The sequence below is a fragment of the Deinococcus sp. YIM 134068 genome (assembly GCF_036543075.1).
GTDB classification, from domain to species: Bacteria; Deinococcota; Deinococci; order Deinococcales; family Deinococcaceae; genus Deinococcus; species Deinococcus lichenicola.
Window position 1 is genome coordinate 71,825 of sequence record NZ_JAZHPF010000002.1, and the last position, 23,264, is coordinate 95,088.

20 protein-coding genes are annotated in these 23,264 nt (G+C 70.4%); 9 read left to right on the forward strand and 11 right to left on the reverse strand.

What is annotated here, in order from left to right; genetic code table 11:
* Window position 1 precedes the first annotated feature (1 nt).
* Window positions 2-1,477 carry a glycoside hydrolase family 3 N-terminal domain-containing protein gene (locus tag V3W47_RS02870; RefSeq protein WP_331823656.1) on the reverse strand — a complete coding sequence of 492 codons (1,476 nt, stop codon included), beginning with the start codon at window positions 1,475-1,477 and terminating at the stop codon, window positions 2-4.
* Window positions 1,478-1,549: 72 nt separating this feature from the next.
* On the opposite strand from V3W47_RS02870, the gene V3W47_RS02875 reads away from it, so the two are divergent.
* From V3W47_RS02875 to V3W47_RS02890, 4 genes are read left to right on the forward strand one after another with little or no spacing between them, the layout of a single operon-like run.
* Window positions 1,550-2,833 carry a family 4 glycosyl hydrolase gene (locus tag V3W47_RS02875; protein ID WP_331823657.1) on the forward strand — a complete coding sequence of 428 codons (1,284 nt, stop codon included), beginning with the start codon at window positions 1,550-1,552 and terminating at the stop codon, window positions 2,831-2,833.
* The gene (locus V3W47_RS02880) at window positions 2,830-3,546 is read left to right on the forward strand and encodes a glucosamine-6-phosphate deaminase (protein ID WP_331823658.1); all 717 of its coding nucleotides are present in this window, start codon (window positions 2,830-2,832) and stop codon (window positions 3,544-3,546) included. The genes V3W47_RS02875 and V3W47_RS02880 overlap by 4 nt, the downstream gene beginning before the upstream one ends.
* The gene (locus V3W47_RS02885; RefSeq protein ID WP_331823659.1) at window positions 3,543-4,547 is read left to right on the forward strand and encodes an N-acetylglucosamine kinase; all 1,005 of its coding nucleotides are present in this window, start codon (window positions 3,543-3,545) and stop codon (window positions 4,545-4,547) included. Before V3W47_RS02880 ends, V3W47_RS02885 begins: the two co-directional genes overlap by 4 nt.
* 23 nt (window positions 4,548-4,570) lie before the next feature.
* Window positions 4,571-5,371, forward strand: coding sequence for an MOSC domain-containing protein (locus V3W47_RS02890; RefSeq protein ID WP_331823660.1), 801 nt, complete (start codon window positions 4,571-4,573; stop codon window positions 5,369-5,371).
* A 79-nt stretch (window positions 5,372-5,450) separates the two neighbouring features.
* Here V3W47_RS02890 and V3W47_RS02895 read toward each other — a convergent pair whose 3' ends face one another.
* The 3 genes from V3W47_RS02895 to V3W47_RS02905 form a co-directional block, all read right to left on the reverse strand.
* Window positions 5,451-6,290 (reverse strand): carbohydrate ABC transporter permease, encoded by an 840-nt coding sequence (locus V3W47_RS02895; protein ID WP_331823661.1) that lies wholly within the window; start codon window positions 6,288-6,290, stop codon window positions 5,451-5,453.
* Window positions 6,283-7,221: a carbohydrate ABC transporter permease gene (locus tag V3W47_RS02900; protein WP_331823662.1), complete on the reverse strand. Its 939-nt coding sequence runs from the start codon at window positions 7,219-7,221 to the stop codon at window positions 6,283-6,285. The genes V3W47_RS02895 and V3W47_RS02900 overlap by 8 nt, the downstream gene beginning before the upstream one ends.
* A 136-nt stretch (window positions 7,222-7,357) precedes the next feature.
* Window positions 7,358-8,779 carry an ABC transporter substrate-binding protein gene (locus V3W47_RS02905; RefSeq protein ID WP_331823663.1) on the reverse strand — a complete coding sequence of 474 codons (1,422 nt, stop codon included), beginning with the start codon at window positions 8,777-8,779 and terminating at the stop codon, window positions 7,358-7,360.
* Window positions 8,780-9,145: 366 nt separating this feature from the next.
* Between V3W47_RS02905 and V3W47_RS02910 the strand changes: the two genes are divergently transcribed.
* Window positions 9,146-9,622, forward strand: coding sequence for an organic hydroperoxide resistance protein (locus tag V3W47_RS02910; protein WP_331823664.1), 477 nt, complete (start codon window positions 9,146-9,148; stop codon window positions 9,620-9,622).
* Between the two features lie 120 nt (window positions 9,623-9,742).
* Here the strand turns inward: V3W47_RS02910 and V3W47_RS02915 are convergent, their stop codons facing one another.
* Window positions 9,743-10,462 (reverse strand): Nif3-like dinuclear metal center hexameric protein, encoded by a 720-nt coding sequence (locus V3W47_RS02915; protein WP_331823665.1) that lies wholly within the window; start codon window positions 10,460-10,462, stop codon window positions 9,743-9,745.
* 51 nt (window positions 10,463-10,513) lie between these two features.
* Window positions 10,514-11,038, reverse strand: coding sequence for a DinB family protein (locus V3W47_RS02920; RefSeq protein WP_331823666.1), 525 nt, complete (start codon window positions 11,036-11,038; stop codon window positions 10,514-10,516).
* Between the two features lie 108 nt (window positions 11,039-11,146).
* On the opposite strand from V3W47_RS02920, the gene V3W47_RS02925 reads away from it, so the two are divergent.
* A complete protein-coding gene (locus tag V3W47_RS02925) occupies window positions 11,147-12,709 on the forward strand; it encodes a bifunctional metallophosphatase/5'-nucleotidase (protein WP_331823667.1) in 1,563 nt (520 codons plus the stop codon).
* A 238-nt stretch (window positions 12,710-12,947) separates the two neighbouring features.
* On the opposite strand, the gene V3W47_RS02930 is transcribed toward V3W47_RS02925, so the two are convergent.
* The 3 genes from V3W47_RS02930 to V3W47_RS02940 form a co-directional block, all read right to left on the reverse strand.
* On the reverse strand, window positions 12,948-13,496 hold the full coding sequence (locus V3W47_RS02930; protein ID WP_331823668.1) for a TetR/AcrR family transcriptional regulator: 549 nt from the start codon (window positions 13,494-13,496) through the stop codon (window positions 12,948-12,950).
* A gap of 278 nt (window positions 13,497-13,774) precedes the next feature.
* Window positions 13,775-13,978: a hypothetical protein gene (locus tag V3W47_RS02935; protein ID WP_331823669.1), complete on the reverse strand. Its 204-nt coding sequence runs from the start codon at window positions 13,976-13,978 to the stop codon at window positions 13,775-13,777.
* A gap of 91 nt (window positions 13,979-14,069) precedes the next feature.
* Window positions 14,070-14,948, reverse strand: coding sequence for a sulfurtransferase (locus tag V3W47_RS02940; protein WP_331823670.1), 879 nt, complete (start codon window positions 14,946-14,948; stop codon window positions 14,070-14,072).
* A 131-nt stretch (window positions 14,949-15,079) separates the two neighbouring features.
* Here V3W47_RS02940 and V3W47_RS02945 point away from each other — a divergent pair, with 131 nt between their 5' ends.
* Window positions 15,080-15,985 (forward strand): LysR family transcriptional regulator, encoded by a 906-nt coding sequence (locus V3W47_RS02945; RefSeq protein ID WP_331823671.1) that lies wholly within the window; start codon window positions 15,080-15,082, stop codon window positions 15,983-15,985.
* 192 nt (window positions 15,986-16,177) lie between these two features.
* On the opposite strand, the gene V3W47_RS02950 is transcribed toward V3W47_RS02945, so the two are convergent.
* Window positions 16,178-18,442, reverse strand: a complete 2,265-nt coding sequence (locus tag V3W47_RS02950; RefSeq protein ID WP_331823672.1) for a heavy metal translocating P-type ATPase — start codon at window positions 18,440-18,442, stop codon at window positions 16,178-16,180.
* Window positions 18,443-18,940: 498 nt separating this feature from the next.
* Here V3W47_RS02950 and V3W47_RS02955 point away from each other — a divergent pair, with 498 nt between their 5' ends.
* Complete coding sequence (locus V3W47_RS02955; protein ID WP_331823956.1) at window positions 18,941-20,023, forward strand: glycosyltransferase; 1,083 nt, start codon at window positions 18,941-18,943, stop codon at window positions 20,021-20,023.
* Window positions 20,016-21,173: a UDP-galactopyranose mutase gene (glf, locus tag V3W47_RS02960; RefSeq protein ID WP_331823673.1), complete on the forward strand. Its 1,158-nt coding sequence runs from the start codon at window positions 20,016-20,018 to the stop codon at window positions 21,171-21,173. Before V3W47_RS02955 ends, glf begins: the two co-directional genes overlap by 8 nt.
* Before the next feature lie 213 nt (window positions 21,174-21,386).
* On the opposite strand, the gene V3W47_RS02965 is transcribed toward glf, so the two are convergent.
* Window positions 21,387-23,264, reverse strand: a complete 1,878-nt coding sequence (locus V3W47_RS02965) for an SARP family transcriptional regulator (RefSeq protein WP_331823674.1) — start codon at window positions 23,262-23,264, stop codon at window positions 21,387-21,389.

Sequence of the window (23,264 nt, forward strand, 5' to 3'; positions counted from 1 at the left end):
CTCAACCCCCACCCGCGAGGTGCGAGGCGGCGGCCCGCAGGCTGGCGGGCTGGAAGCCGAAGGTATTCACGGCGGGCAGCGGCAGGTCGCGGCTGAGTTCGGGATTCCACAGGTTGACGTGCAGGGCGCGGGGGTGGGCGGTGAGCTGCTGTGCCAGCCCCATCTCCGCCTCCCCGAGCGTGACCCGGCGGGCGGTGAAGAGGACCACGGCCTCGAATGTGGCGACCTGCTCGCTGAGGTCGGGCACCTCCACGTCGTAGGGCACGACCTCACTCGCCGGGAAGTGTTCCCGGAGCAGCGCGGCCAGTTCTGTTGCCAGCGGCACCCGGTCGCTCGCCGCGCCGCCGTCCGACCGCTCGGGCACGAGGGCGAGCACGCGTGCGTCGCGTGGAAGGGGGAGCCGCACCCCGCCCTCGTCGCTCACGGCGGCGCGGGCCGCGTCCTCGATGTCGCGCCACAGCGCCCCGTCACCCAGCACCTCCTCCAGCGCGGCGAGGTCGGGGGCCGGGCAGGGGAAGCGGTCCAGCGCCGTCCGCCAGCGCCGCAGGCTGCGCGCCGTCGCCCCGGCACTCGGCGGCGCGGCGATGAAATCGCGCACCACGGGTTCCTGCCCCGCGAGGTCGGGGGCGAAGATCAGCGCGTGGTCGGCCCCCGCCTCGATGCTGCGCCGCGCCGACTCGGCCTGCGGGTACAGGTCGAGCAGGGCACCCATGTGCAGGGCGTCGGTATACACCAGCCCACCGAAGCCCAGCCGGGAGCGCAGGTCGCTCAGGATGCGGGGGCTGACGGTCGCGGGTTCGGGGGCCACGCGCGGGAGCAGCAGGTGCGCGGTCATGACGGATTCGAGACCCGCCCCCACCGCCGCCCGGAACGGCGCGAGTTCCACCGCGTCGAGGTCGGCCTCACCCCGGTCCACCGTCGGCAGGGCGAGGTGCGAGTCCACGCTGGCGTCCCCGTGGCCGGGATAGTGCTTGGCGACCGCCATCACCCCCGCCGCGTGGTGCCCGCGCAGGAAGGCGAGGCCGTGGCGGGTCACGCGCTCCGGCGTCTCCCCGAACGCCCGCTCGCCGATCACCGGATTGCGCGGGTTGGTGTTCACGTCGAGCAGCGGCGCGAAGTTGACGTTGATCCCGAGTGAGCGCAGCCCCCGCGCCATCCCAAGTGAGATGCGTTCCGTCCGCGCCGGATCGTCCCCCTCACCCAGCACCCGCCCGCCCGGCGACGTGGGCAGCCCCGGCAGCCGCACGACCGAGCCGCCCTCCTGATCGATGCTCACGAGGAGGTCCGGCCCCAGCACGTCCCGCAGGCCTACCACGAGCCGCGCCACGTCCTCCAGTTCGGTCAGGCTGCCGCGAAACAGGCACACCCCCCCGACCGGATGCCGCTCGAAAAAGCGCCGCTCCGCCGCCCCGAGGGGGTGCATGGGCAGGCTGACCGTGAGGAGTTGGCGTGGGTCGAGCGCGTCTCTGGCGGGCATGGAACGCAGCGTGGCGTGCCGGGGCGGCGCAGTGCAAGCCCGGCGGACCCGGCGTAACATGGCCCCACCCCTATGGCCCGCGTCAAACTGGCATACATCGGCGGCGGCAGCACCCGCGCGCCCGGCACCGTCGCCTCCTTCATCCGGCAGGCGGAGAGTTTTGCGGGGTCGGAGATCGTCCTCGTGGACCTCGACCCTGAGCGGCTCGACCTCGTGTGTCGCCTCGCGGGGCGCATGATCGAGGCGCGGGGTGCCGACCTGCACGTGTCAGCCACGACCAGCCGCGAGGCCGCCCTGGAGGGCTGCGACGGGGTGCTGTCGAGCTTCCGGCCCGGCGGCTTCGAGGCCCGCGCGCTCGACGAGCGTATCCCGCTCTCCCACGGGGCCATCGGGCAGGAGACGCAGGGGGCGGGGGGCCTCTTCATGGCGCTGCGGGCGCTGCACGTCACACGCGGGCTGGTGGAGGACATGGCGCGGCTGTGCCCCGGTGCCACCCTCTTCAACTACACCAATCCGGTGAACATCATCGCGCAGGCGGTGGCCGACCATTCCGACGTGCCCGTGATCTCGCTGTGCGAGGGACCCATCGTCTTCCCGCTGGAGATCGCGGAGATGGCGGGCCTCGACCCCCGGAGGGTGCGCGCCACGATGGTCGGCCTCAACCACGCCTGCTGGAGCGTGGAGGCGCAGTATGGCGGCGAACCGCTGCTCCCCCTCCTCGAACGCGCGCTGGAGGCCGGCGTGGGGGACCCCTGGGCGCGCCGGATGCTGCACCTCGCCGTCACGCTGGGCAGCCTGCCCGCCTCGTACATGAAGTACTACTTCTACGAGGCCGAGATGGGGCGTGAGCTGCGAGGCAAGGCCACGACCCGCGCCGAGGACATCCTCGCGGAGGTGCCCGACTACTGGGCACACTACCGCGAGCAGGTGCAGTCCACGGGTCCCACCCTCGACCCGGCCCGCTCGCGCGGCGGCATCTTCGAGCTGGAGGTCGCCGTGGACGTGATGGACGCGATGTTCAACGACCGGGGCGAGGTGTGGCCCTGCAACGTGGTGAACGGCGGAGCCATCGCCGACTTTCCGAGCAGCCGGGTGGTGGAGGTCCCCTGCCTCGTGGACCGCCGGGGCGCGCGTCCGCTGTCGGGCTTCCGGGTGCCGCCCCCCGTGCGGGGCCTGCTGGACGCGCTGGGCGAGTATCAGCAGCTTGCGGCGGACGCGGGCTGGCACGGCACCCGTCAGGACGCCCTACGCGCGCTCGTGAGCAATCCCCTCGTGCGGACGCTGCCGCTGGCCGAGACGCTGTACGCCGAACTTGCCCACGCGCATCGCGCCCACCTGCCGGAGCGCCTGTGGTGACGGACCGGGGAGTGAACGTCGAGGTGCTGGACGACGCGGAGGCGCTCGCCCGCCGCGCCGCCGACCTGATCGAGGGGGTGGTGCGCGAGAAGCCCACCCTCTCTCTCCTCGTTGCCACCGGAAATACCCCGCTGGCGACCTATACCGAACTCACCCGGCGGAACCTCGATGCCTCCGCCGTGACCGCCGTGCAGCTTGACGAGTACCTGGGCGTGGGCGAGGACGACCCCCGCTCGCTGTGGGGCTGGATGCGCCGCGCCTTCGTGGAACCGCTGGGCGTGAGGAAGGTCATCCGCCTTGACGCCACCGCGCCCGACCCGGTGGAGGCGTGCCGCCGCTTCGAGTTGGAGGTGGCGGCCCTCGGCGGCATTGACCTCGCCCTCCTCGGCCTCGGCCCGAACGGGCACCTGGGCTTCAACGAGCCGCCGTGCCTACCAGACGCGGGGACGCGCCCCGTGACGCTGACGCCCGAGAGCCTGGCGAGCAACGCCGCGTACTGGGATGGCCTGGCTGTGCCGACCGGGGCGCTCACGGCGGGGATGGACCTCATCCTGGGGGCGCGGCAGACCCTCCTGCTCGTGAGCGGGGCGCACAAACGCGGCATCCTCGCCCGCACGCTTCAAGAATCTCCGACCCCCGAGGTGCCCGCCTCCTGGCTGCGTGGGACGAACACGACCGTCCTCGCCGACCGCGCCGCGTGGGGGGGCCTGTGACCGCTCCCGAACTCGTCCTCGGCATCGACGCGGGCAACACGAAGACGGTGGCCCTCGTCGCCGACCCTTCCGGGCGCGTCCTGGGCTGGGGGCGCGGGGGAGGGGGCAACATCTACGTCTCCAAACGGGAGGCGCTGGCCGCTCTGGACCGGGCCGTGCTGGGGGCGCTGGAGATGGCCGGGGTGCGGTCCCAGGACCTCTGCGCCGCCGTCCTGAGCGCGACGGGGGCCGACTGGCCCGAGGACTTCGCGCTGCTGGGGGCCGAACTGGAGGCGCGCGGCTGGGGACGGACGCGGCAGGTGGTGAACGACGCGGTGGGTGCCCTGCACGCCGCCTCCCCGAGCGGCACGGGCGTCATGGTCGCCTGCGGCACGAGCGCGGGCATCGCCGCCGCCGCCCCGGACGGCCAGACCTGGCACACGAGCTACTGGCAGGAACCCGAGGGGGCCGAGGAATTGGGCGGGGCCACCCTCCGCGCCGTGTACCGGGCCGAACTGGGCCTCGACCCGCCGACCCTGCTGACCGCGCGCGTGCTGGCCCTCTACCGCCTGCCCTCCGTGGAGGCCGTGTTGCACGCCTTCACCCGCCGGAACCGCCGCCCGCCGGGCCGGGTGGGCCGTCTCGCGCGGGTGCTCCTCGACGTGGCGGCGGAGGGGGACGCCACCGCCCGGAGCCTCGTGGAGCGGCACGGCGCGGCCCTGGGTGACTACGCCCTCGTCGCCGCCCGGCGGGTGGGCCTGGGCCGCACGGCCTTCGACCTGTGCGCGGCGGGCGGCGTGATGCGCCACGGTTCGTCCCTGCTGCGGGGGGCCATGCTCGCCCGCGTGCGGGAGGGAGAGCCGGGCGCGACCCTGCGTGGGGGCAGCCCCGAACCCGTCGTCGGTGCCGTTCTCCTCGCGCTGCGGGCGGCCCACACCCAGCCTCCCGGTGAGGCGACCCTCCACGGCTGGCGGGCCACCCTGACCGCGACCCTGCCCCCGGCCACCCTGTTCCACACCTGAAGCCCTCCAGGAGAACCCCACCCATGCCCACCCTGTCCGGCCTCTTCACCTACCCCATCAAATCGGCGGGCGGCGTCTCGTTGGACCGCGCGCACGTCGGTCCCCTCGGCCTCGACCTCGACCGACGCTGGATGGTCGTGGACGACACCGGACGGCAACTGACCCAGCGCGACTGCCCCCGGATGGCCCTCGCCGGGGTGGAGGTGGAGCCGGACGGCCTGCGCGTGACGGCACCGGAAATGCCCGACCTGTGTGTGCCCTTTGAGCCGGAGGGACCGCCGCACCCCGTCCACATCTTCGACCAGCCCGTGCGTGCGCGGCAGGTGGGCGGCGAGGCGGACGGGTGGTGGAGCGCCTTTCTCGGCCTGCGCGCGGCCCTGGTCCACTTCCCCGACGAGGCCGAGCGGCGCATGAACCCGCGCTTCGGCACGGCGCGCATCAGCTTCGTGGACGGCAATCCCCTGCACCTCGTCTCCGAGGCGTCGGTCGCGGACCTGAATGCCCGCCTGACCGTTCCCGTGCCCACCGCCCGCTTCCGGGCCAACCTCGTCCTGAGCGGGGGCGACCCCTACGAGGAGGACGGCTGGCGACGCATCCGCATCGGCGGGCTGGAGTTCGACGTGGTGGAGCCGTGCGCGCGCTGCTCGGTCCTCAACGTCTCCGGCGGGCGCATGGGTGCCGAGCCGCTACGGACCCTGACGGGCTACCGGCGGCGCGGGCGGCTCGTGGAGTTCGGGCAGAACCTCATCCACGCCGCGCAGGGGGAACTGGCCGTGGGCGACCCCGTGACTGTGCTGCGGCGGGCGGACTTGCACTTGCAGTAGTCCACCCAAAGGAGAAGGCGGCGGACAGAATTCCTCCCCCGTCCGCCGCCTCCCCGAACCCTCGTCCCGGCTCTCTCCCTCACGCCTTGACGGCCCCGCTCGTCAGCCCCTGGATGTAGTAGCGCATCAGGAAGGCGAAGATCACGAGCAGCGGCAGGGCGGCCAGAACGTAGGCGGCCATCAGCGCGCCGAAGTCGGGGGCCGTGTAGCTCTCGGCGCTCCCCTGGAACTTCACGAGGGCCATCGTGAGGGTGCGGTGCCTCTCGTCGAGCAGCAGGCTGGGAAGCAGGAAGTCGTTCCAGATCGGCACGAAGCGGATGATGCCCACGCTGACGAGGATGGGCACGCTCAGCGGCAGCACGATGCGCGTGAACATCTGCCCGTGCCCTGCCCCGTCGATGCGCGCGGCCTCCAGCAGCTCTTTCGGAATCTGCGCGAAGAAGGTACGGAACACGAGGATGCTGAACGCCTGCCCCGCCGCGATGTACGGCAGGATGACCGCGAGGTAGTTGCTCGGCAGCGTGAGCTTCTTGATCTGCACGTACAGCGGGATCAGGGTCAGGAAGTCCGGCACGAGGAGCAGGATGAACACCGCCGCGAACAGCGCCGACTTGCCCCGGAAGTCCATGAGGGCGAAGGCGTAGGCGGTCAGCGCCGAGACCATCACCAGCAGCAGCACGCTGACGAGCGTGATCAGGAGCGAGTTGAAGGTCGGCAGCCCGATCTGCGACCACGCCCGCGCGTAGTTCGCCGCGCCCGGCCCCAGCGAGGGCGGCAGGTTCAGTGGATTCTGCGCGTACTGCACAGGCGTCTTGAACGAGTTCACGAGGCTGAAGTACAGCGGGAACAGCGCCAGCAGCCCCAGCACAATGAGCGTGCCCTGCCGCGACAGTTCCCCCACCCCGAAAGCCCTACCCACGCCGGGCCTCCTGCCTCGCCGCGATGAACCGGGCCAGCAGCGACAGCGCCACCACGACCAGGAACAGCAGCACCGAGAGCGCCATGCTGTACCCGAACTCGCCGTAGTCGATGGCCGCCTGATACATCTGGAGCGCCGGGACGGTGGTCGAGTAGCCGGGGCCGCCGTTCGTCATCACGCGCGGGGTGAGCAGGTTCTGGAGAAAGGCGATCACCTCCAGCAGCAGGATCAGGCTGAGCTGCGGCAGCACGAGCGGGAGGTCGATGCGGAAGATGCGCCGCAGCCCGGTCGCGCCGTCGAGCTTCGCCGCCTCCAGCACCTCGCCGGGAATGCCCTGAAGTCCGGTGTAGAGAATCAGCATGTTGAAGGCGTTGATCCACGGAAAGCCCATGAAGATCAGGCTGTAGAGCGCGATGTCGGGGTCCGACAGCCACAGTTGGTTGAGACGGTCCAGCCCCACCGAGTCCAGAAGCTGATTGATCAGCCCGTCGCCCCGGTAGAAGTAGGTCCACAGCAGAATCTGCACGAGCGCCGGAATGATGATGGGCGCGATGAAGAGAGTCCGGTACGCCCGCTGGCCCCGCGACGACCGCAGGTGGAAGATCAACTCCGCCACGAGAAAGGCGGGCACCACCGACAGCACCAGCCCGAAGGCCATCCAGATCAGGTTGTTCTTCGCGGCGATGCCCAGCACCGGGTCGGAAAAGGCCCGCCGGAAGTTCTCCAGCCCCACGAAGTCCCGCTGAAGGAAGCCGTCCCAGTTCGTGAAGGCCCCGCTCAGCGCGAGGTAGACCGGGTAGTAGGCGAAATACGCCAGAAACAGGAACGTCGGCAGGATATAGAAGTACGCCACGCGAGAACGCCACAGCCCGGCCCACAGGCCATCTTTCGGACGCTCCCGCACGGCGCGGGCAGGTGGAATGGTGGTCATCGCGGCTCCTGAGCGGATGGGAGGGAGAAGCTTTGCTGGCGGCTGGTCGCTGGAAGCTGGCCGCCCCCAACGAGAGGAGACGCCGCCGAACGTGGGCAGCGCCTCCTGGAAACCGACCGAGCGGGCGCTTTAAGCCTCAGCGGTACTTGCTGTAGTCCACCGAGTTCTTGCGGGCGTAGTCGGCGGCGGCGCGGTCGAGGGTCTGCTGCGCCTGTGCCCGCGCCTGATCGAGCGTGATGTTGCCGCTCAGGTACAGCCCGAAGATGCGCTGCATATCGCCCCAGCCGAGGTTCGGGGCCGCGCTGCCCACGCCCACCGAGCGGCGCGGAAGGTTGATCTGACGGTCCAGCGCCGCCGCGTCGAAGTCGAGCTGCGCCTTCGTGCCGGGCCACGTCGGGACGAACGAGCCGTCCTCGCCCACGATGCGCTGGAGGTTGCGCGGCGTGCCGAAGTAGCGCATCCAGTCCAGCACCGCGCGCTGCTTCTCCGCCGACATGGTGCGGTTGGCCTCCGGCGTGCTCATGGCGTACTGGAAGGCCGCGCCGAGGCCGCCCACCGCGTTCGCCGTGTTCGTGCCCGTGGCGTACTGACTCACGCTCTTGTTCAGGACGGGGAAGTTGAAGGCCCCCACCTTGAACTTCACGCCCGCGTCGCGCATCTCGCCGGGCTTGTAGCTGCCCTCGTAGATCATGGCGACCTTGCCCGCCACGAAGTCCTGGAAGGCGTCGTAGTTCTTGTCGGGGTTCTGGGTGATGTAGTCGCGCGTCCAGTAGTCCGTGAACTGCTTCATCACCGGCCACCACGCCATGAAGCGGGCGTCCTTCGGGGTGAGGATGCCCTTCTGGATGGCGATGGCCTCGTCCAGCGCCGACTGGCCGGGCGCGTCGTCGTACCCGGTGAGGCGGTCGTAATCCTTCGCATAGAAGTCCGACAGGAAGTGGCGCTCCCACCACGGGAAGGACGGCACCGCCGACATCACACCGATGTTCGCCGCCTTGAGCTTCTTCGAGGCGTCCAGCAGTTCGGCCCAGCTCGCCGGGGCCTTCGTGATGCCCGCCTTGCGGAACAGGTCGGCGTTGTAGAAGAACGTGAACGCCACGTAGTCGCCGTTGAGCTGGTAGTTCGCCCCGTTCGGCGCGCGAATCTCGGCCAGCACCTGCTTGTTCATCGCGTCCTGCCACGCCCTGTTGCCCGTGATGTACGGGTTGGGCTGGCGCAGGTACGGCGTGAGGTCCATCGCCACGCTCTTCGGCAGCGAACCGTTCAGGCTGGCGTACTGCACCCAGTACACGTCCCACAACTCGCGCGCCGCCGCCTTCGCGCGGATGGCCGCGTTCGTGTCGGGCACGTCCTCGGTCACGAACTGAATCTTGATGCCCGGATACCGCTTCTGATACTCGTCGGCGATGGCCTGGAACGCCTTCAGGGGCTTCTTGGCGTCCTTCTTGTTGGGCGTGTAGTGCTGCGCGTACATGGTGATGGTGCCCGTCCAGCTTCCCGGAGCGGCGAGCGCCCCGGACCCCAGCAGCAGGCCGGTCAGAGTCAACGTGCGTTTCATTTCGGTCCTCCCCGATGTTGCTCGAAAACCGCCTGCGGAACGTGAATTCTCAGGTGCAGGCTCATCATTACCCTAACAAGTGTGCATCCGCACACAACGTAGGAAGGAAGACGGAGTGAAGGGAGGATGAAGTTCTTCACAGGTGTTGGGGTGGGGGTGTGATCGGGGTGGGAGGCTCGGGGAGAGGTCGAGGGGTCGAGGGGTCAAGAGGTCGAGGGGTCGAGAGGTCGAGGGGGAGGGCGAACGTGCTGTCCCTCTTCTCGCTGACGGCTGACCGCTGACCGCTTCCCACCCAACCTTCATACGGTGGTCGGTCTGACCGTTGGGGGCGGGAGGCTCGCCTACGGTGGACCCCCAGGAGGAACCATGACCCAAGGCAAAGTGTTGTTTTCCACCCAGGCGACCGCACACGGCGGACGTGCCGGGTACATCGAGACGCCCGACCACCACCTCGGCGTGAAGCTGAGCGTGCCGCAGGAGATCGGCGGCGACGGCGGCGTGGGCACCAACCCCGAGCAACTGTTCGCCGCCGGGTACGCCGCGTGCTTCCAGAGCGCCATCGGCGGCATCGCCCGGCGCGACAAGATTTCCTTCGGCTCCTCGCGCGTGACGGGCGTGGTCGGCCTCGTACGCGACGATCTCGGTTTCGCACTCGACGTGGAGCTGCGGATTGTCCTGCCCGAGCTGACCCGCGAGAAGGCGCAGTACATGATCGACGAGGCCCACAAACGCTGCCCGTACAGCCGCGCCCTCCAGGGCAACGTGAACGTCCGCCTGACGCTGGAGGACGAGGGCCTGGTCGAAGAGGGGCAGGAGCAGGGTCAGGGGCAGGAGCAGCCATAACAGGCGTAGGAGCAGGGAAGGAGAGAGGGCGTGGGCCGGGGAGTCGGTGCCGCGCCCCCTCCCTTTGGGGACCAGCGGCCCCAGTTCTCGCTGGCGGCTGGAAGCTGGCCGCTGGTGGCCCTACCTCCCCCCGGCGTACACCTCCGTCCGCAGCCCCGGAAACGCCTCCTCCAGTTCGCGCGCCAGTTGCCGCAGCCCCCACAGCTCCGTCCGGCGGTGGCCCAGCGCGACCACACCCAGCCCCAGCGAGCGGGCCGTCTCCTGCGCCGAGGGCCGCATCTCTCCCGTGAGGTAGACGTTCACGCCGAGGCGGTGCGCCAGCCCCAGCAGACCGGGATTCATCGCGTTCGTGAGGGCCAGCCGCACGAAGGAAGGATCGTCCGGCCCCCACGAGCGGTCCTCGCCGCGCAGTTCCTCCCGCAGCGCCGTGTGAAAGGCCCGCCACTCCCCCTGGGGCGGAATGGCCGTCAGCCCCGCCGCCTTGCCCTGCCAGAAGAGGGGCCGGACCTCGCGCCAGCCCAGCCGCCCGGCGAGGCGCAGGTTGGGGCCGGTCGTCAGTTGTAGGTCGAAGCCGTCGTGGGCGTTGAGCACCCCCAGTTCCGGGAAACGGTCGCCCAGCCGCAGCGCCCGGTGCAGGAAGAGGGCGTCTACCTCGGGCCGCTCCGGGAGGTCGGCGGGTTCGAGGGCCAGCCCCAGCACGTTCACCCCGGCGGGTCCCACCCGGAAGAGCGTCTGCCGCTCGTTCAGGTGAACATGAAGCCACCCGGCGAGGTCAGCGAGGGTGGCCGCCGCGCGTTCCTCCACGGGCAGGTCGGCACTGGGGTCAGGGGTGGTCTCCACCCCCGCAGGATGACCGCCGCGCCGTCCCCAAACCGCGTGCGGGGCTGCAACTCAGGCGGAGGCCGCCTCCACCTGCCTGCGGTGGTGCCGGACGTGATACGCCGCCATCCTCAGCCAGTCCAGCGCGGTCAGGTCCCCCAGGAAGACGTGGAAGAAGCGCCGCTCGGGGTCGTCGGTGGCCCGCTCCACCTGGCCGAGCAGGGCCGCGCGGGAGGCCGCGTGCCGTCCCTCCAACTCGTCCCACGCCTGCCCCGGCCCCGGCTGAACGGCGGCGGGGGCCTGTCTGCGGCCCTCCACCATCTCGCCGGGAACAGCGGGCACAGGCCGCAATGTCTTGTCCGAGTTGAGCAGCGCCACGATCCTGGCCGTGCTCTCGTTCACGAGGATGACGTGTTCGGCCTCCTGCGCCGCCGTCCAGGTGCGGTTCGGCAGGGCGTCGTTCCAGCGGCCTCCAGCGCGCGTCACCGCCACCTCGAAGGCGTCCAGCTCCCGCTCCAGGCGCGAGCGCACGTCGGCGGGCGAGGTCCCGAAGGCCCGCAGCATCGCCGTTCCTTCCGTCACTTGTGAGGAGGTCATGCCTGAGTGTAGTGCTGGCGGTTTGGAATTGAGTCGCCAGGGATGGCAGGGGAGACCTGACCCCTCCCGATAGACACATCCGCTCCCCGCCCCGATAATGAAGCCGTCATGAAACGTTGGTTCCTCTCCGCCGCGCTGCTGGTCTCCACCGCCTCCGCCGCGCCGCTCACCGTCACCATCCTCCACACCGACGACCTCCACGGCCACGTGGACCCCGTGAAGGTAGGGCAGGGTACCTACGGCGGCTACGCCCGCCAGACCGCCCTCGTGCGCCAGTACGCCGCGCAGGACCCCAACCCCCTCGTGCTCTCGGGCGGCGACACCTTCCAGGGCACGCTGTACTACAACGTCTACCAGGGTCTCGCCGACGTGCTGTTCATGAACTACCAGGGCTACGCGGCGATGGCCGTGGGCAACCACGAGTTCGACAACGGCCCCGAGGCCCTCGCCCGCTTCGCGCAGAAGGCGAACTTCCCCCTCCTCGCCTCCAACCTCGACCTCACCACCGAGCCGCTGCTCAAAGACCTGATCAAGCCCTACGCCGTCCTCAGCGTCGACGGCCAGAAGGTCGGCGTGATCGGCGCGGTGACGCCCGACCTGCCCCTGATCTCCTCGCCCGGCCCGAACGTGAAGATGCTCGAACTCACCGCGAGCCTGAATGCCAGCGTCAAGGCGCTTCAGGACCAGGGCATCAACAAGATCGTCCTCGTCTCGCACCTCGGCTACCCGCTGGAGCAGCAGGTGGCGAAGACGGTCCCCGGCCTCGACGTGATCGTGGGCGGCCACAGCCACACCCTGCTCGGCACCTTCAACAACCCCGACTTCCCTCAGAGCGAGGGGCCGTACCCGACCATCGTGCCCAACCCGGACGGCAACCGCACCCTCCTCGTCGCCGCGTGGGAGTGGGGCAAGGTGCTGGGCCGCCTCAAGGTGACGTTCAACGACGCCGGGGCCGTGGAGAGCTACGAGGGCAATCCCATCGTCGTGTCCGCCGACCTGCCCGAGGACCCCACCGCCAAGCGCATGGTGGAGACGCTGAGCGTGCCCATCGCCGCTCTGCGCCGTCAGGTCGTGGGCACGAGCACGGCGGGCCTGAACGGCGCGCGTGAGATCGTCCGCCGCCGCGAGAGCACGATGGCGAACGTCCTCGCCGACGCGGCCCTCGACGCGGCGAGGAATGCGGGCGCGACGCTGGCCTTCATCAACGGCGGCGGCGTGCGCGCGAGCCTCGACGCGGGGCCGATCACCTTCGAGGAGGCGATCACCGTCCAGCCCTTCGGCAACACGCTGACGGTCCTCGACCTCACGGGGGCCGAGATTCGGCAGGCGCTGGAGCACGGCGTCGCCACCTGGAGCGAGAACAAGGGCCAGTTCCTCCACGTCAGCCGGGGCGTGAGCTACACCTTCGACCCCACCCGGCCCGCCGGGAGCCGCGTCACCGCCGTCACCGTGAACGGCCAGCCCCTCGCCGACACGCAGACCTACACGGTCGCCATGAACACCTTCACCGCGCAGGGCGGCGACGGCTTCGACGTGTTCAAGAACGCCAGGGGCCGCCGCCTCGACACCGGCACGCTCGACATCGACATCCTCGTGAACTACCTCAAGGCCCGCCCCGCCACCGACGCGCAGAACGAGGGCCGCATCGTCATCGTGAACGAGCCGAAGTAAGCTCTCAGCTTCAGGACGGAGATGAAGAGGGACGCGGCGTGAATGGCGCTGCGTCCCTCTCGTTTGGATGGGGGAGTCGCACGGCTCGTTTTTGGGTTTGCCCTGCCCGTTCACCTCCTCCCGGCCTCCCCCCCAAGGGGGAGGAGCAAAAAGCAAGGGCTTGAGCTGCTTTTCGCCCTCTTCCCTCGTGGGAGAGAGCCGGGGTGAGGGGGCGTGCGACCACCCCTACCGCCCAACCTCACCCCATCCGCAACTGAGGTGCCCCATCCCGCAGCCTCGTCACACCCTGCCGGAACAGTTCCGGGTCGTTCAGGGCGCGGGCCACCGTGTAGGCCCCCTGCACCCCGAGGAACAGGTCGTCGGCGGCGGACTGCGGGAGGCCGAGGACCTCCGTCCGCTCACGCAGGGCGTTCAGGTAGAGCTGGACCGTCCCAGCCGCCCGCGCCGCCGCCGGGTCCCCCAGGGCGCGCAACTCGCCCGCCAGCGTGCCGAAGGGGCAGCCGAAGCGGGCCGCCGCCTCCGGGTCGGCGAGCAGCCAGTCGAAATACGCCCCGAACCACGCGTGGGACGGCAGCGGCGACAGACGCCCCAGCAGGTCCAGCAACTCGCCCTCGCAGGCGTCCAGGGCGGCGCGCACCAGCTCGCCCCGCGTCTTGAAGTAGTAGTACATGTTGCCGAGCGGCACGCCCGCCGCCCCCGCCACGTCCTTGAGGGTCGTGCCCGCCACGCCGTCCGCGCGGTACAGCCGCAGGGCCACGTCCACGATGTGCTCCCGTTTGCCCCCCATCCCGCACCCCCGCTGGAATCAAGATGGCATGAAGCACTTCCGCAGGATGAGAGCCGCCTCAGCCTCCACGTCCAGATGGAACGCGGACTTGTAGTGGTCAAGCCGTCCTCTGCCCCTTCGCCATGAGGGCAGGCCGACCCAGGTCGGGCGACTCCGACGTGAGCGGTGTCCGCGTCCGCCTCCGCCCCGTCGTGCAGGAGGCGGTCATCGGCGGGATGAGCATGGGTGATCCATCAACCCTCGACGGCGAACGGCGGGATGTCCGTCACGGCAGCCGCTCAACGGCGCATGACGCTGCGAAGAACCACGAACGACGGGTAGAACACGACCGGGTAGACGACCAGCGCGCCGAGCGGCGCGAGGTACCACGGCCAGCCGAGCACCAGCCAGAACACCACCAGCATCAGAATGGCGGCGTACACAGCGATGAAGACCGCCACACGGCGGGCCTTGTCGGTCGGCGTCCAAGAGTCCAGGTCCATACCTTGCCTCCTCACCCGCGTCACGTCGCGGGCAGACGGGATGACGCCGGGCCACCCTTACCCCGACGTGCGCTTCTCGCTGCTCTTCAGTTCAGATGCCCGACTTCTCGATGGGCACGCCCACCGCGTTCCCCCACTCGGTCCAGCTCCCGTCGTAGTTCCTGACGCTGGGATACCCCAGCAGCTCGGTCAGCACGAACCAGGTGTGGCTGCTGCGTTCCGCGATCCGGCAGTACGTCACCACCGTCTTGGCCGGGGTGATCCCCGCCTCCTCATACAACCGCCGCAACTGCTCCACCGGCTTGAACGTGCCGTCGTACCGCACGGCCATCGCCCACGGGATGTTCGCCGCTCCGGGGATGTGGCCCCCCCGCAACACGCCCTCCTGCGGGTACTCGGGCATGTGCGTCACCCGCCCCGCATACTCGTCCGGGCTGCGAACGTCCACCATCGCCCCGGCCCCCTCCCGGACGACCGGGATGTGCTCCCGCACCTCGTCCCGGTAGGCGCGTAGCCGCTCGTCGCGCCGCCCCACCGGGTAGGGGGTCGTCACCACCTCCGGGACGAGGGGGGTGAAGTCGAAGCCGTCGGCGATGAGCTTTTGCCGCCCCCCGTTCACGAGCCTGACGTGTTCGTGCCCGTTGTACTTGAGAAACCAGTAGGCGTACGTCGCCCACCAGTTGCTCTTGTCGCCGTACAGGACCACGGTGGTCTGCGGCGTGATGCCCAGCCGGCCCATCAGGGCCGCGAAGGCTTCCGGCGAGAGGAAGTCCCGCACCACCGGGTCCCACAGGTCACGGCGGCTGTCGAGCTGGAGGGCACCCGGCACATGCCCGCCGCCATACAGCTCCAGGTCCTCGCTCGCCTCCAGCACCCGGATGTTCGGGTCCGTCCCATGCCGGGCAAGCCACGCGGTGTCCACCAGGACATCCTGCGCGTACCTCTGGGTTGGGCGGCTATGGCGTGTCATGTGATTCCTCTCCGTCAGGGGTACTGACGTGCCGAGGCTACCGTGCGGCCCTCCCCGGCTCAAGAAAGCAAGGGGCGGGGCAGTTATCGAACTTTCGAATAACAGGGGCGGGGGGCGGGGTAGGCTGCGGTATGCGGCTCAGCCCGGACCTGCTCGTCACGTTCAGCGTCGTCGCGGAGTACGGCAACATCAGCCGGGCGGCGGAGGCCCTCCGGCTCAGCCAGCCCGCCGTGAGCGGCCAGCTCAAGACCTTGCAGGACGTGGTGGGCGAGCGCCTGTACGTCCGCACCGCGTACGGCATCACCCTCACCGGGGCGGGGCAGGACCTGCTGGGGTACGCCCGGTTGATCGCCTCCACCCTGTCGGGGGCCGCCGAGCACCTGGAGGCGCGGCGTCACCGGGCGCGGCCCCTGCGGCTGGGGCTGTCGTGGACGCTCGGCACGTTCGCGGTCGGCGTGGTGAGGGGCGCACACGAGGCCGGGCACGAGGTGCGGGTAACGAGCGGGCACTCCGCCGCGCTGCTGGAGACCGTGACGGACGGCGTTCTCGACGCGGCGCTGATCGTCCGGCCACCGGGACCGCTGCCGCCCGGAGTGGACGCCCACCGCTTCAGCGCGGAGGACCTGTGCCTGCTCGTCCCCGCCGGGCACCCGCTGGAGGCGCTCGGGTCCACGCCGCTGCTGGCCGCCGCCGGGGACGTATTTCTGTGGCCGCTGGTGGGGTCGACGGTCGCGCGGCACGCCGAGCGGCTGCTGGGGGAGGCGACGGTGAATCCCGAGGTGCAGTTCGAGTTGGGAAGTCTCACCGCCGTACGTGAGGCGTTGGTGCGGGGGATCGGGGTGACGATCCTGCCGCCGAGTGTGGCCGGGCCGGAGATCGACGCGGGGCGGGTGAGTCCGGTGCTGATCGAGGCACCGAACGTCACATTGGAGTACGTGGTGGTGACGCCCAGCGACGTGCTGGCGCGGTCGGAGTCGCGGCAGTTGCTGGACCTCGTGGTGCGCTCACGGGGAGGGGTCCGGCAGCCACCCGTCTGAAGCCACTTCGGCCTCCTCTGACTTTCCCCGGCGTGCGGTCGGGGACTCCGCCATCCATCCATCGGCGTCCGTGAGCCTGTCTTCGACCATGACACCTGTCAGCAGGTTCCACAGGGGTTCCGGCAGCGTCACGCGTTCAGGGGCGAGGGGCAGAAGCACAAGTCCCGCGTCCTCCTGTGTTCGTTCAGAGGCTCACCACATCCCATCCTGCGGACGGCTGAGAGCTGAGGGCTGACCGCTCCCCCGCCACCGCAGCAGCCGCAGCGCGTTCGCCGTCACGAGCGCCGTCGCCCCCGTGTCCGCCAGAATCGCCATCCACAGGTTGGTCACGCCGAGGAGCGTGGTGACGAGGAAAATGGCCTTGAGGCCGAGCGCGAAGGCGATGTTCTGCCGGATGTTGCCCAGGGCGGCGCGGGACAGGGCCACGAGGTCGGCCACGCCCGTCACCCGCCCGTGGAGCAGGGCCGCGTCGGCGGTCTCCAGCGCCACGTCGGTGCCCCCGCCCATCGCCACGCCCACGTCGGCGGCGGCGAGGGCGGGCGCGTCGTTGATGCCGTCGCCGATCATGGCGACCCCGCCCCCCCCCGCCTGAAACTCCCGCACAAGGCGCAGCTTGTCCTCCGGCAGCAGCTCCGCCCGGACCTCCAGCCCGAGGGGCGCGGCGACCGCGTGCGCCGTGCGGGCGTTGTCCCCGGTGAGCATCACGGGCCGTAGCCCCAGCGCCCGCAGCCGCGCGACGGCCTCCCCGGCGTCCGCCCGCGCCTCGTCCCGCAGGGCGACTAGCGCGAGGGCACCGTCGGGCCGGGGTTCGGCGAGGACGACGACCGTGTGCCCCACCCTCTCCAACGCCTGAGCCTCCACCTGTCCCCCGTGGGTCAGCCACCCCTCCCCGACCGCGAACCGGGGGGAGACGACGTGCAGCGTCCGCCCCTCCACAGCCGCGCTCACGCCGCGCCCCGCCTGTGCTTTCCCGTCCCGCGCCGCCGGGATGCTCAGCCCCAGCTCCTCCGCCCGCCGGACGACCGCCCGCGCGAGGGGATGGTCGCTGCCCGCCTCCACCGCCGCCGCGAGTCGCAGAACATCCGTCTCGTTCAACCCGGCCCCATCCCTCCTGGCAAGGGGCCGCACCGCCGTCACCCCCGGTGCCCCGACCGTCAGGGTGCCCGTCTTGTCGAAGGCGACGGTCCGCACGCGGGCGAGCGTCTCCAGCGCCGCGCCCCCCTTCACGAGCAGGCCGCGCCGGGTGCCCGCCGCCACCGCACTGGTGATCGCGGCGGGCACCGACAGCACGAGCGCACACGGGCAGCCGATGAGCAGCAGCGCCAGCCCCCGGTACAGCCACGCGCTCCACTCGGCCCCGGTCAGCAGCGGCGGCAGCACGGCCACGGCGGCGCTCACCGCGACCACGCCGGGCGTATAGACGCGGCTGAAGCGGTCGATCAGGCGGGCCGTGGGGGCGCGGCTCCCCTCCGCCTCCTCCACGAGCCGGATGATGCGGGCGATGGTGTTGTCCTTTGCGCCACGCGTGACGCGCACCTCCAGCACCCCGCCACCGTTCACGCTCCCCGCGTAGACGGCCTCGCCCGGCCCGCGCGAGACGGGCATGCTCTCGCCCGTCACCGGGCTGTCGTCCAGCGCCGAGGTCCCCGTCTCGATCACCCCGTCGGCGGGCACCCGCGCGCCGGGCCGCACCTGCACGAGCTGGCCGGGCCGCAGCGTGTCGGCCCCGACCTCGCGCACCCCTCCCCCCGCCCCCACGAGCAGGGCGGTGCGCGGTGTCAGCGCCCCCAGCGCCCGGATGCCCGCGCGGGTGTGTCCGGCGGCCACCCCCTCCAGCAGCTCGCCCACCGCGAAGAAGAAGACCACCACCGCCCCCTCCGCCGCCTCGCCGATCAGGAGCGCCCCCAGCGCCGCGAGCGTCACGAGCGTGTTGATGGAGAACGGCTCGCCCAGCCGCGCCGACGCCAGCGCCCGCCGTGCCAGCGGCCACACCCCCACCAGCGTCGCCGCCACGTAGCCCCAGACCGCCACCGCCGGGAACGCCCACGACAGCCCCCACGCCACGGCGAGGAGCGCCCCGGTCAGGAGCACGAGCCGTCCCTGTGCGCCCGCGTACCACGGCCTGTCGTCCGTCTGCGAGTGGTCGTGCCCGTGAGCGTGAGGCTCCGCGTCCTCGCTGGCCTCCGCCCCCACCGCCCCCACCTCGTTCAGCTCCCGTAGCGTGTACCCCAGCGCCCGCAGGTGGCCCTCCAGCACCCCACGCGGCGTCTGCGTCTCGTCCAGTTGCAGGCTCAGCGTCTGGGTGCCGAAGCTCGACCGCACCTCCCGCGCGCCGGGCAGCCGCGTCACCGCCCGCTCGACCTTTCCCACACACGACGCGCAGTCCATCCCGTCCACGTGGTAACGCAATTCGGGCAGGCCGTCGGCGGGCAGGGGAGGGGAGGCGGAGTGGGACATGCCTCCACTATATCTGAGTAAGTGCTCAGGTGTTGAGGAGTCGCCAGCGTCTCCCACCCACGATCCACAGCTCACTCTCCACGCCCTCAATCTGGAAGATGCCCGCTTACAGCCGCGTTTCCGGCCTCCCCCCTAGACGAGTGCGTGAAGTTTTTCTCCACGATTTGTGGGGGCGTGTAAAGGATTTCACGCAGTTTTCGCGCCCTGAAGCCGCTAACCTCGGGAGGCCCCGAGGGACAGATGACCCTGCGGCTCCGGCGATTGGCGGGCAACGTCACTGAAGTTGTTCTGCTGCCGTGAGAATTTCAAGGCCGTGTTCCGTGGTGCGAGAACATCGCCACCACCTCTGGCCCAAAACTTTGGCTCACAACACATCTCTTTTTTCCAGGGAGGAACCGACTCTTGAAAAACGTCCATTTGGAGGAGCACACGCAAGCGGCATTGATCGTCGTGGCTCACCTGCGCTGGGATTTCGTGTTTCAGCGGCCCCAGCATCTGATGACCCGCGCGGCCCGGTCCCGCCGGGTCTTCTACGTGGAGGAGCCGATCTTCGGCGAGGCTCCGGACCACCTCGTGACGCGGCAGGACCCCAGTGGCGTCGTGGTGGTCACGCCCCACATCGAGATCGGCCACAGCCCCGCACAGTCGCAGACGCGCACGGCCCGGCTCCTCGCGGAGTTCGTGGAGGACGAGGGGCTGGAGGTGTACGACCTGTGGGTGTACACCCCGATGGAGCTGCCCATCACCGCCGGGCTGCGTCCGCGCGTCACCGTATACGACTGCATGGACGAACTCGCCAACTTCAAGGGGGCGTCTCCCGAGCTGCGCGCCCGCGAGGCCCAGCTCTTCGCGCAGGCCGACCTCGTGTTCACGGGCGGGCACCGCCTGTACGAGGCCAAGTGCAAGCAGCACGCGAGCGCCCACCCCTTCCCGTCGAGCGTGGACACGGCCCACTTCGCGCAGGCCCGCACCCGGCGGAGCACCGAGCAGGGGGACGCCGCCGATCAGCGTGACGTGCCGCGCCCCCGCCTGGGCTTCTACGGCGTGATCGACGAGCGGTTCGACATCGCGCTCGTCGGCGAACTCGCCCGCCGCCGCCCGGAGTGGCAGTTCGTCCTGCTCGGCCCGGTGGTGAAGATCGATCCCGCCGACCTTCCGCGCGGCCAGAACCTGCACTATCTGGGCATGAAGAGCTATACCGAGTTGCCGACCTACCTCGCGGGGTGGGACGTGGCGCTGCTGCCCTTCGCCCTGAACGAGGCGACCGAGTTCATCTCCCCGACGAAGACGCCCGAGTACCTCGCGGCGGGGGTGCCCGTGGTCTCCACCGGCATCCGCGACGTGATCCGGCCCTACGGCGAGCGCGACCTCGTGCGTGTGGCCGACGGGGTGGACGCCTTCGAGGCCGCCTGCGCCGCCGCCCTGGGCGAGGCGGGCACCCCCGCCGCCGGGGAGCGCCGCGAGCGGGCCGACCGCTACCTCTCCACCCTCTCCTGGGACCGCACCTGGGCAGAGATGAGCGCCCTGATCGAGTCCGCCGCCACGAGCCGCGTGGCCGTCGCGGGGGTGGCCGATGACTGAGCGTTCCTCCACCGGTTTCTCTTCCACCACCACACAGGGCTTCGACTACCTCATCGTGGGCGCGGGCTTCGCGGGCAGCGTCCTCGCCGAGCGTCTGGCGAACGACGGCAGGCGCGTCCTGATCGTGGACCGTCGCCCGCACATCGGCGGCAACGCCTACGATTGCTACGACGACGCGGGCCTCCTGATCCACCCCTACGGCCCGCACATCTTCCACACCAATTCGCGGGAGGTCATCGAGTACCTCTCGCGCTTCACGAAGTGGCGGCCCTACGAGCACCGCGTGCTGGCGAGCGTGGACGGGCAACTCCTCCCCATCCCGATCAACCTCGATACCGTGAACCGTCTGTACGGCCTGAACCTGACCTCCTTTCAGGTCGAGGAGTTCTTCGCCTCCGTGGCGGAGAAGGTGGAGCATGTCCGCACCTCCGAGGACGTGGTGGTGAGCAAGGTCGGGCGCGACCTGTACAACAAGTTCTTCCGGGGCTATACCCGCAAGCAGTGGGACCTCGACCCCAGCGACCTCGACGCCTCGGTGACGGCGCGGGTGCCGACGCGCACGAACCGCGACGACCGCTACTTTGCCGACACGTACCAGATGATGCCGCTGCACGGTTACACCCGGATGTTCGAGAACATGCTCGCGCACCCGAACATCAAGGTGATGCTGAACACCGACTACCGCGAGATCGAGAGCTTCATTCCCTACGGGCACATGATTTACACCGGGCCGGTGGACGCCTTTTTCGACTACCGGTTCGGCAAGCTGCCCTACCGCAGCCTGGAGTTCGTCCACGAGACGCACGCCCAGGAGCAGTTTCAGGCCGTCGGCACGGTCAACTACCCCAACGACTACGCCTACACCCGCATCAGCGAGTTCAAGCACATCACCGGGCAGCAGCACCGCCACACCAGCGTCGTGTACGAGCTGCCCCGCGCCGAGGGCGATCCGTACTACCCGGTGCCCCGTCCCGAGAACGCCGAGCTGTACAAACGGTATGCCGCCCTCGCCGAGGGTCGCCCCGATGTGACCTTCGTGGGCCGCCTCGCCACCTACCGCTACTACAACATGGATCAGGTGGTGGCGCAGGCGTTGACGACCTACAAGAAGCTCACGGCGTCCACGCCCGAGCCGCAACCGGTGGGCTGAGGCATCAGCGCCAGAACTCGCCCGGTGAGCAGGTCTGCCGGGCGAGTCGCTTTTGGTGGTAGAGTGGTGGGGTGAGCCTCTGACCGTGAGTGACGAGGAAGACAGGAAACGAGAGTTCGTGGCTTTCCCCCGTCCCGCCTCTTCTCCTACAACCACTCCGAATCCTGCTGGCGGCTGAGAGCTGACCGCTGACCGCTCCTCTCCAACCGCCCCTCAGTTGAACATCCGCCGCAGGTCCGCCGTGTACCGCGCCAGCTCGTGCGGCGGCGCGAAGGTCTCGGCGGCCCTCAGCCTCAGCTCCAGCACCTCCGGCTCGTGGGGGTCCACCCGCAGGTACTGGTTGGCGAGGAGCACCACCCGCCGGTGGTCGCCCTCGGCCCCGGCGTTAGCGATCTGGCGGCGCAGCTCCAGCGTCAGGGCCAGCAGCGCCTCGTCGCGGACTCCCTGCGCCCACTCGCTGTCCTCCAGGTCAGGGAGGAACGGCCCCCGGTAGAGCGCCAGCGCGCGGGCCATCTCACCGCGCACCAGGGCCTCCTTCAGGTGGTGCAGGTCGAGGTCCACATGGACCTCCCGCCCCAGGGCGTAACGTGGTGCCTGATGCGGCCCCTCGAAGCGGATGATCTGCGGCCCCAGGCGGTCGCGCAGCTCCTTGAGGCACTGGCGCATGTACGCCGCCCCGCTCTTCGCGTCCTTTTCCGGGAAGAGGTCGAGCTGCATCTCGGCCCGCGTGCGCCCCGGCCTCAGGGCGATGGACACGAGGACGGCCACCGTGCCCCCGTAGGTGAAGCGCACCTCCTCGCCGTCCTTGTGGACCGTCTCCCGCCCCAGCGTCTGCACCTGCACCGCGATGGCCCCGTCCTCCGGCAGCGTCGGTGCCCCCGCGAGGTGCGCGAGACGGTCGAGCAGCGGCTCCATGTACGGCGCGATTTCCGGCTCCAGAACGGCATAGTGCAGGAGTTCGCTCAGTTCCTCCAGGTCAGGCCGGAACTCCCCGAGTTGCCGCAGCCGCAGCATGTGGGTCAGCGCCTCCTTCAGGGCCGCCGTGACCGTCCCCTCCTGCCGCAGGTGGAGTGCCGCCGCCGCGTGATGAAGCTGCACCCGCACGAGTTCGGGCAGGCACCCGGCGTCCCGGAACATCCCCGCCGCCCGCTCCAGTTCCGCCGCCGCCCCCGCCGCGTCCCCCCGCCGCCGGGCCAGCACCCCGCTCGTCGCCCACAGCTCGGCGGGCCAGTCGGCGGGCACGCTCCCGAAGCTCAGCAGGGTGTCCACCGCCCGGCCATGCTGCCCCACGAGACTCAGGTGCTCGGCGTGGCGCGAGATCACCCATACGCGCAGGTTATGGTCCTGGAGGTCGTCGGCGAGGGGCCGGAGTTCCTCCAGGACCCGCACGTAGGCGGCGTAGTCTCCGGTCAGGCGCAGGAGTTCGGCCTCGCTCGTCAGCAGCAGCGCCCGCAGCCGGGGGGAGTCGGCCTCGCGCAGGGTCTGCTTGGCCTGCCCCAGCGTCTCCCGCGCCTCCGCGAACTCCCCGTACGCGATCTGAAGCTCCAGCAGATTTCGCAGGGCGCTCAGCCGGGGAGCCGGGTCGGGCAGCGCGGGCAGCACAGCCACCGCCTCCGAGAGCAGTAACTTGGCGCGGCGCGGGTTGCCGAGCAAGGTGTACATCTGCGCGAGCGACACCGTGACGCGGGCGGTGAATTCCTCGTCCCCCAGCGCGACGTAGCCGTGCCACGCGCGCTCCACCCGCCGCAGCCCCTCCGCCGTCTGCCCGGCCTGAAACTCCGCCACCCCCCACCAGCGCAGGGCGCGCAGGTGGAGTTCGCCGCTCAGGTCCGGCGTGACCGTCCCGAGGTGGGCGACGGCCTCCTCGAAACGCCCCAGCAGCCGCAGCACGTTACCGAGTTCGACCTGCCCCTCCGGGTCGCCCAGGAGCGAGGCGCGGGTCAGCGCCAGTTCGGCCTCCTCCAGCCGCCCGGTGTTCAGCAACGACAGGCCGAGCAGGGTGTAGTCCCGCGCGGTCCTCGCCCGGCCCCCCAGAAGCGTGACGACAGCCTCGAACTGCCCCGCCTCGTACTGTCCCTCGAAATCGCTCAT

Excerpts from the sequence above, each read along its gene's own strand:
- V3W47_RS02870 (WP_331823656.1), bottom strand. The coding sequence starts at position 1,477 with ATGCCCGCCAGAGACGCGCTCGACCCACGCCAACTCCTCACGGTCAGC.
- V3W47_RS02875 (WP_331823657.1), top strand. The coding sequence starts at position 1,550 with ATGGCCCGCGTCAAACTGGCATACATCGGCGGCGGCAGCACCCGCGCG.
- V3W47_RS02890 (WP_331823660.1), top strand. The coding sequence starts at position 4,571 with ATGCCCACCCTGTCCGGCCTCTTCACCTACCCCATCAAATCGGCGGGC.
- V3W47_RS02900 (WP_331823662.1), bottom strand. The coding sequence starts at position 7,221 with ATGACCACCATTCCACCTGCCCGCGCCGTGCGGGAGCGTCCGAAAGAT.
- V3W47_RS02905 (WP_331823663.1), bottom strand. The coding sequence starts at position 8,779 with ATGAAACGCACGTTGACTCTGACCGGCCTGCTGCTGGGGTCCGGGGCG.
- V3W47_RS02910 (WP_331823664.1), top strand. The coding sequence starts at position 9,146 with ATGACCCAAGGCAAAGTGTTGTTTTCCACCCAGGCGACCGCACACGGC.
- V3W47_RS02920 (WP_331823666.1), bottom strand. The coding sequence starts at position 11,038 with ATGACCTCCTCACAAGTGACGGAAGGAACGGCGATGCTGCGGGCCTTC.
- V3W47_RS02925 (WP_331823667.1), top strand. The coding sequence starts at position 11,147 with ATGAAACGTTGGTTCCTCTCCGCCGCGCTGCTGGTCTCCACCGCCTCC.
- V3W47_RS02930 (WP_331823668.1), bottom strand. The coding sequence starts at position 13,496 with ATGGGGGGCAAACGGGAGCACATCGTGGACGTGGCCCTGCGGCTGTAC.
- V3W47_RS02935 (WP_331823669.1), bottom strand. The coding sequence starts at position 13,978 with ATGGACCTGGACTCTTGGACGCCGACCGACAAGGCCCGCCGTGTGGCG.
- V3W47_RS02940 (WP_331823670.1), bottom strand. The coding sequence starts at position 14,948 with ATGACACGCCATAGCCGCCCAACCCAGAGGTACGCGCAGGATGTCCTG.
- V3W47_RS02945 (WP_331823671.1), top strand. The coding sequence starts at position 15,080 with ATGCGGCTCAGCCCGGACCTGCTCGTCACGTTCAGCGTCGTCGCGGAG.
- V3W47_RS02950 (WP_331823672.1), bottom strand. The coding sequence starts at position 18,442 with ATGTCCCACTCCGCCTCCCCTCCCCTGCCCGCCGACGGCCTGCCCGAA.
- V3W47_RS02955 (WP_331823956.1), top strand. The coding sequence starts at position 18,941 with ATGACCCGCGCGGCCCGGTCCCGCCGGGTCTTCTACGTGGAGGAGCCG.
- glf (WP_331823673.1), top strand. The coding sequence starts at position 20,016 with ATGACTGAGCGTTCCTCCACCGGTTTCTCTTCCACCACCACACAGGGC.
- V3W47_RS02965 (WP_331823674.1), bottom strand. The coding sequence starts at position 23,264 with ATGAGCGATTTCGAGGGACAGTACGAGGCGGGGCAGTTCGAGGCTGTC.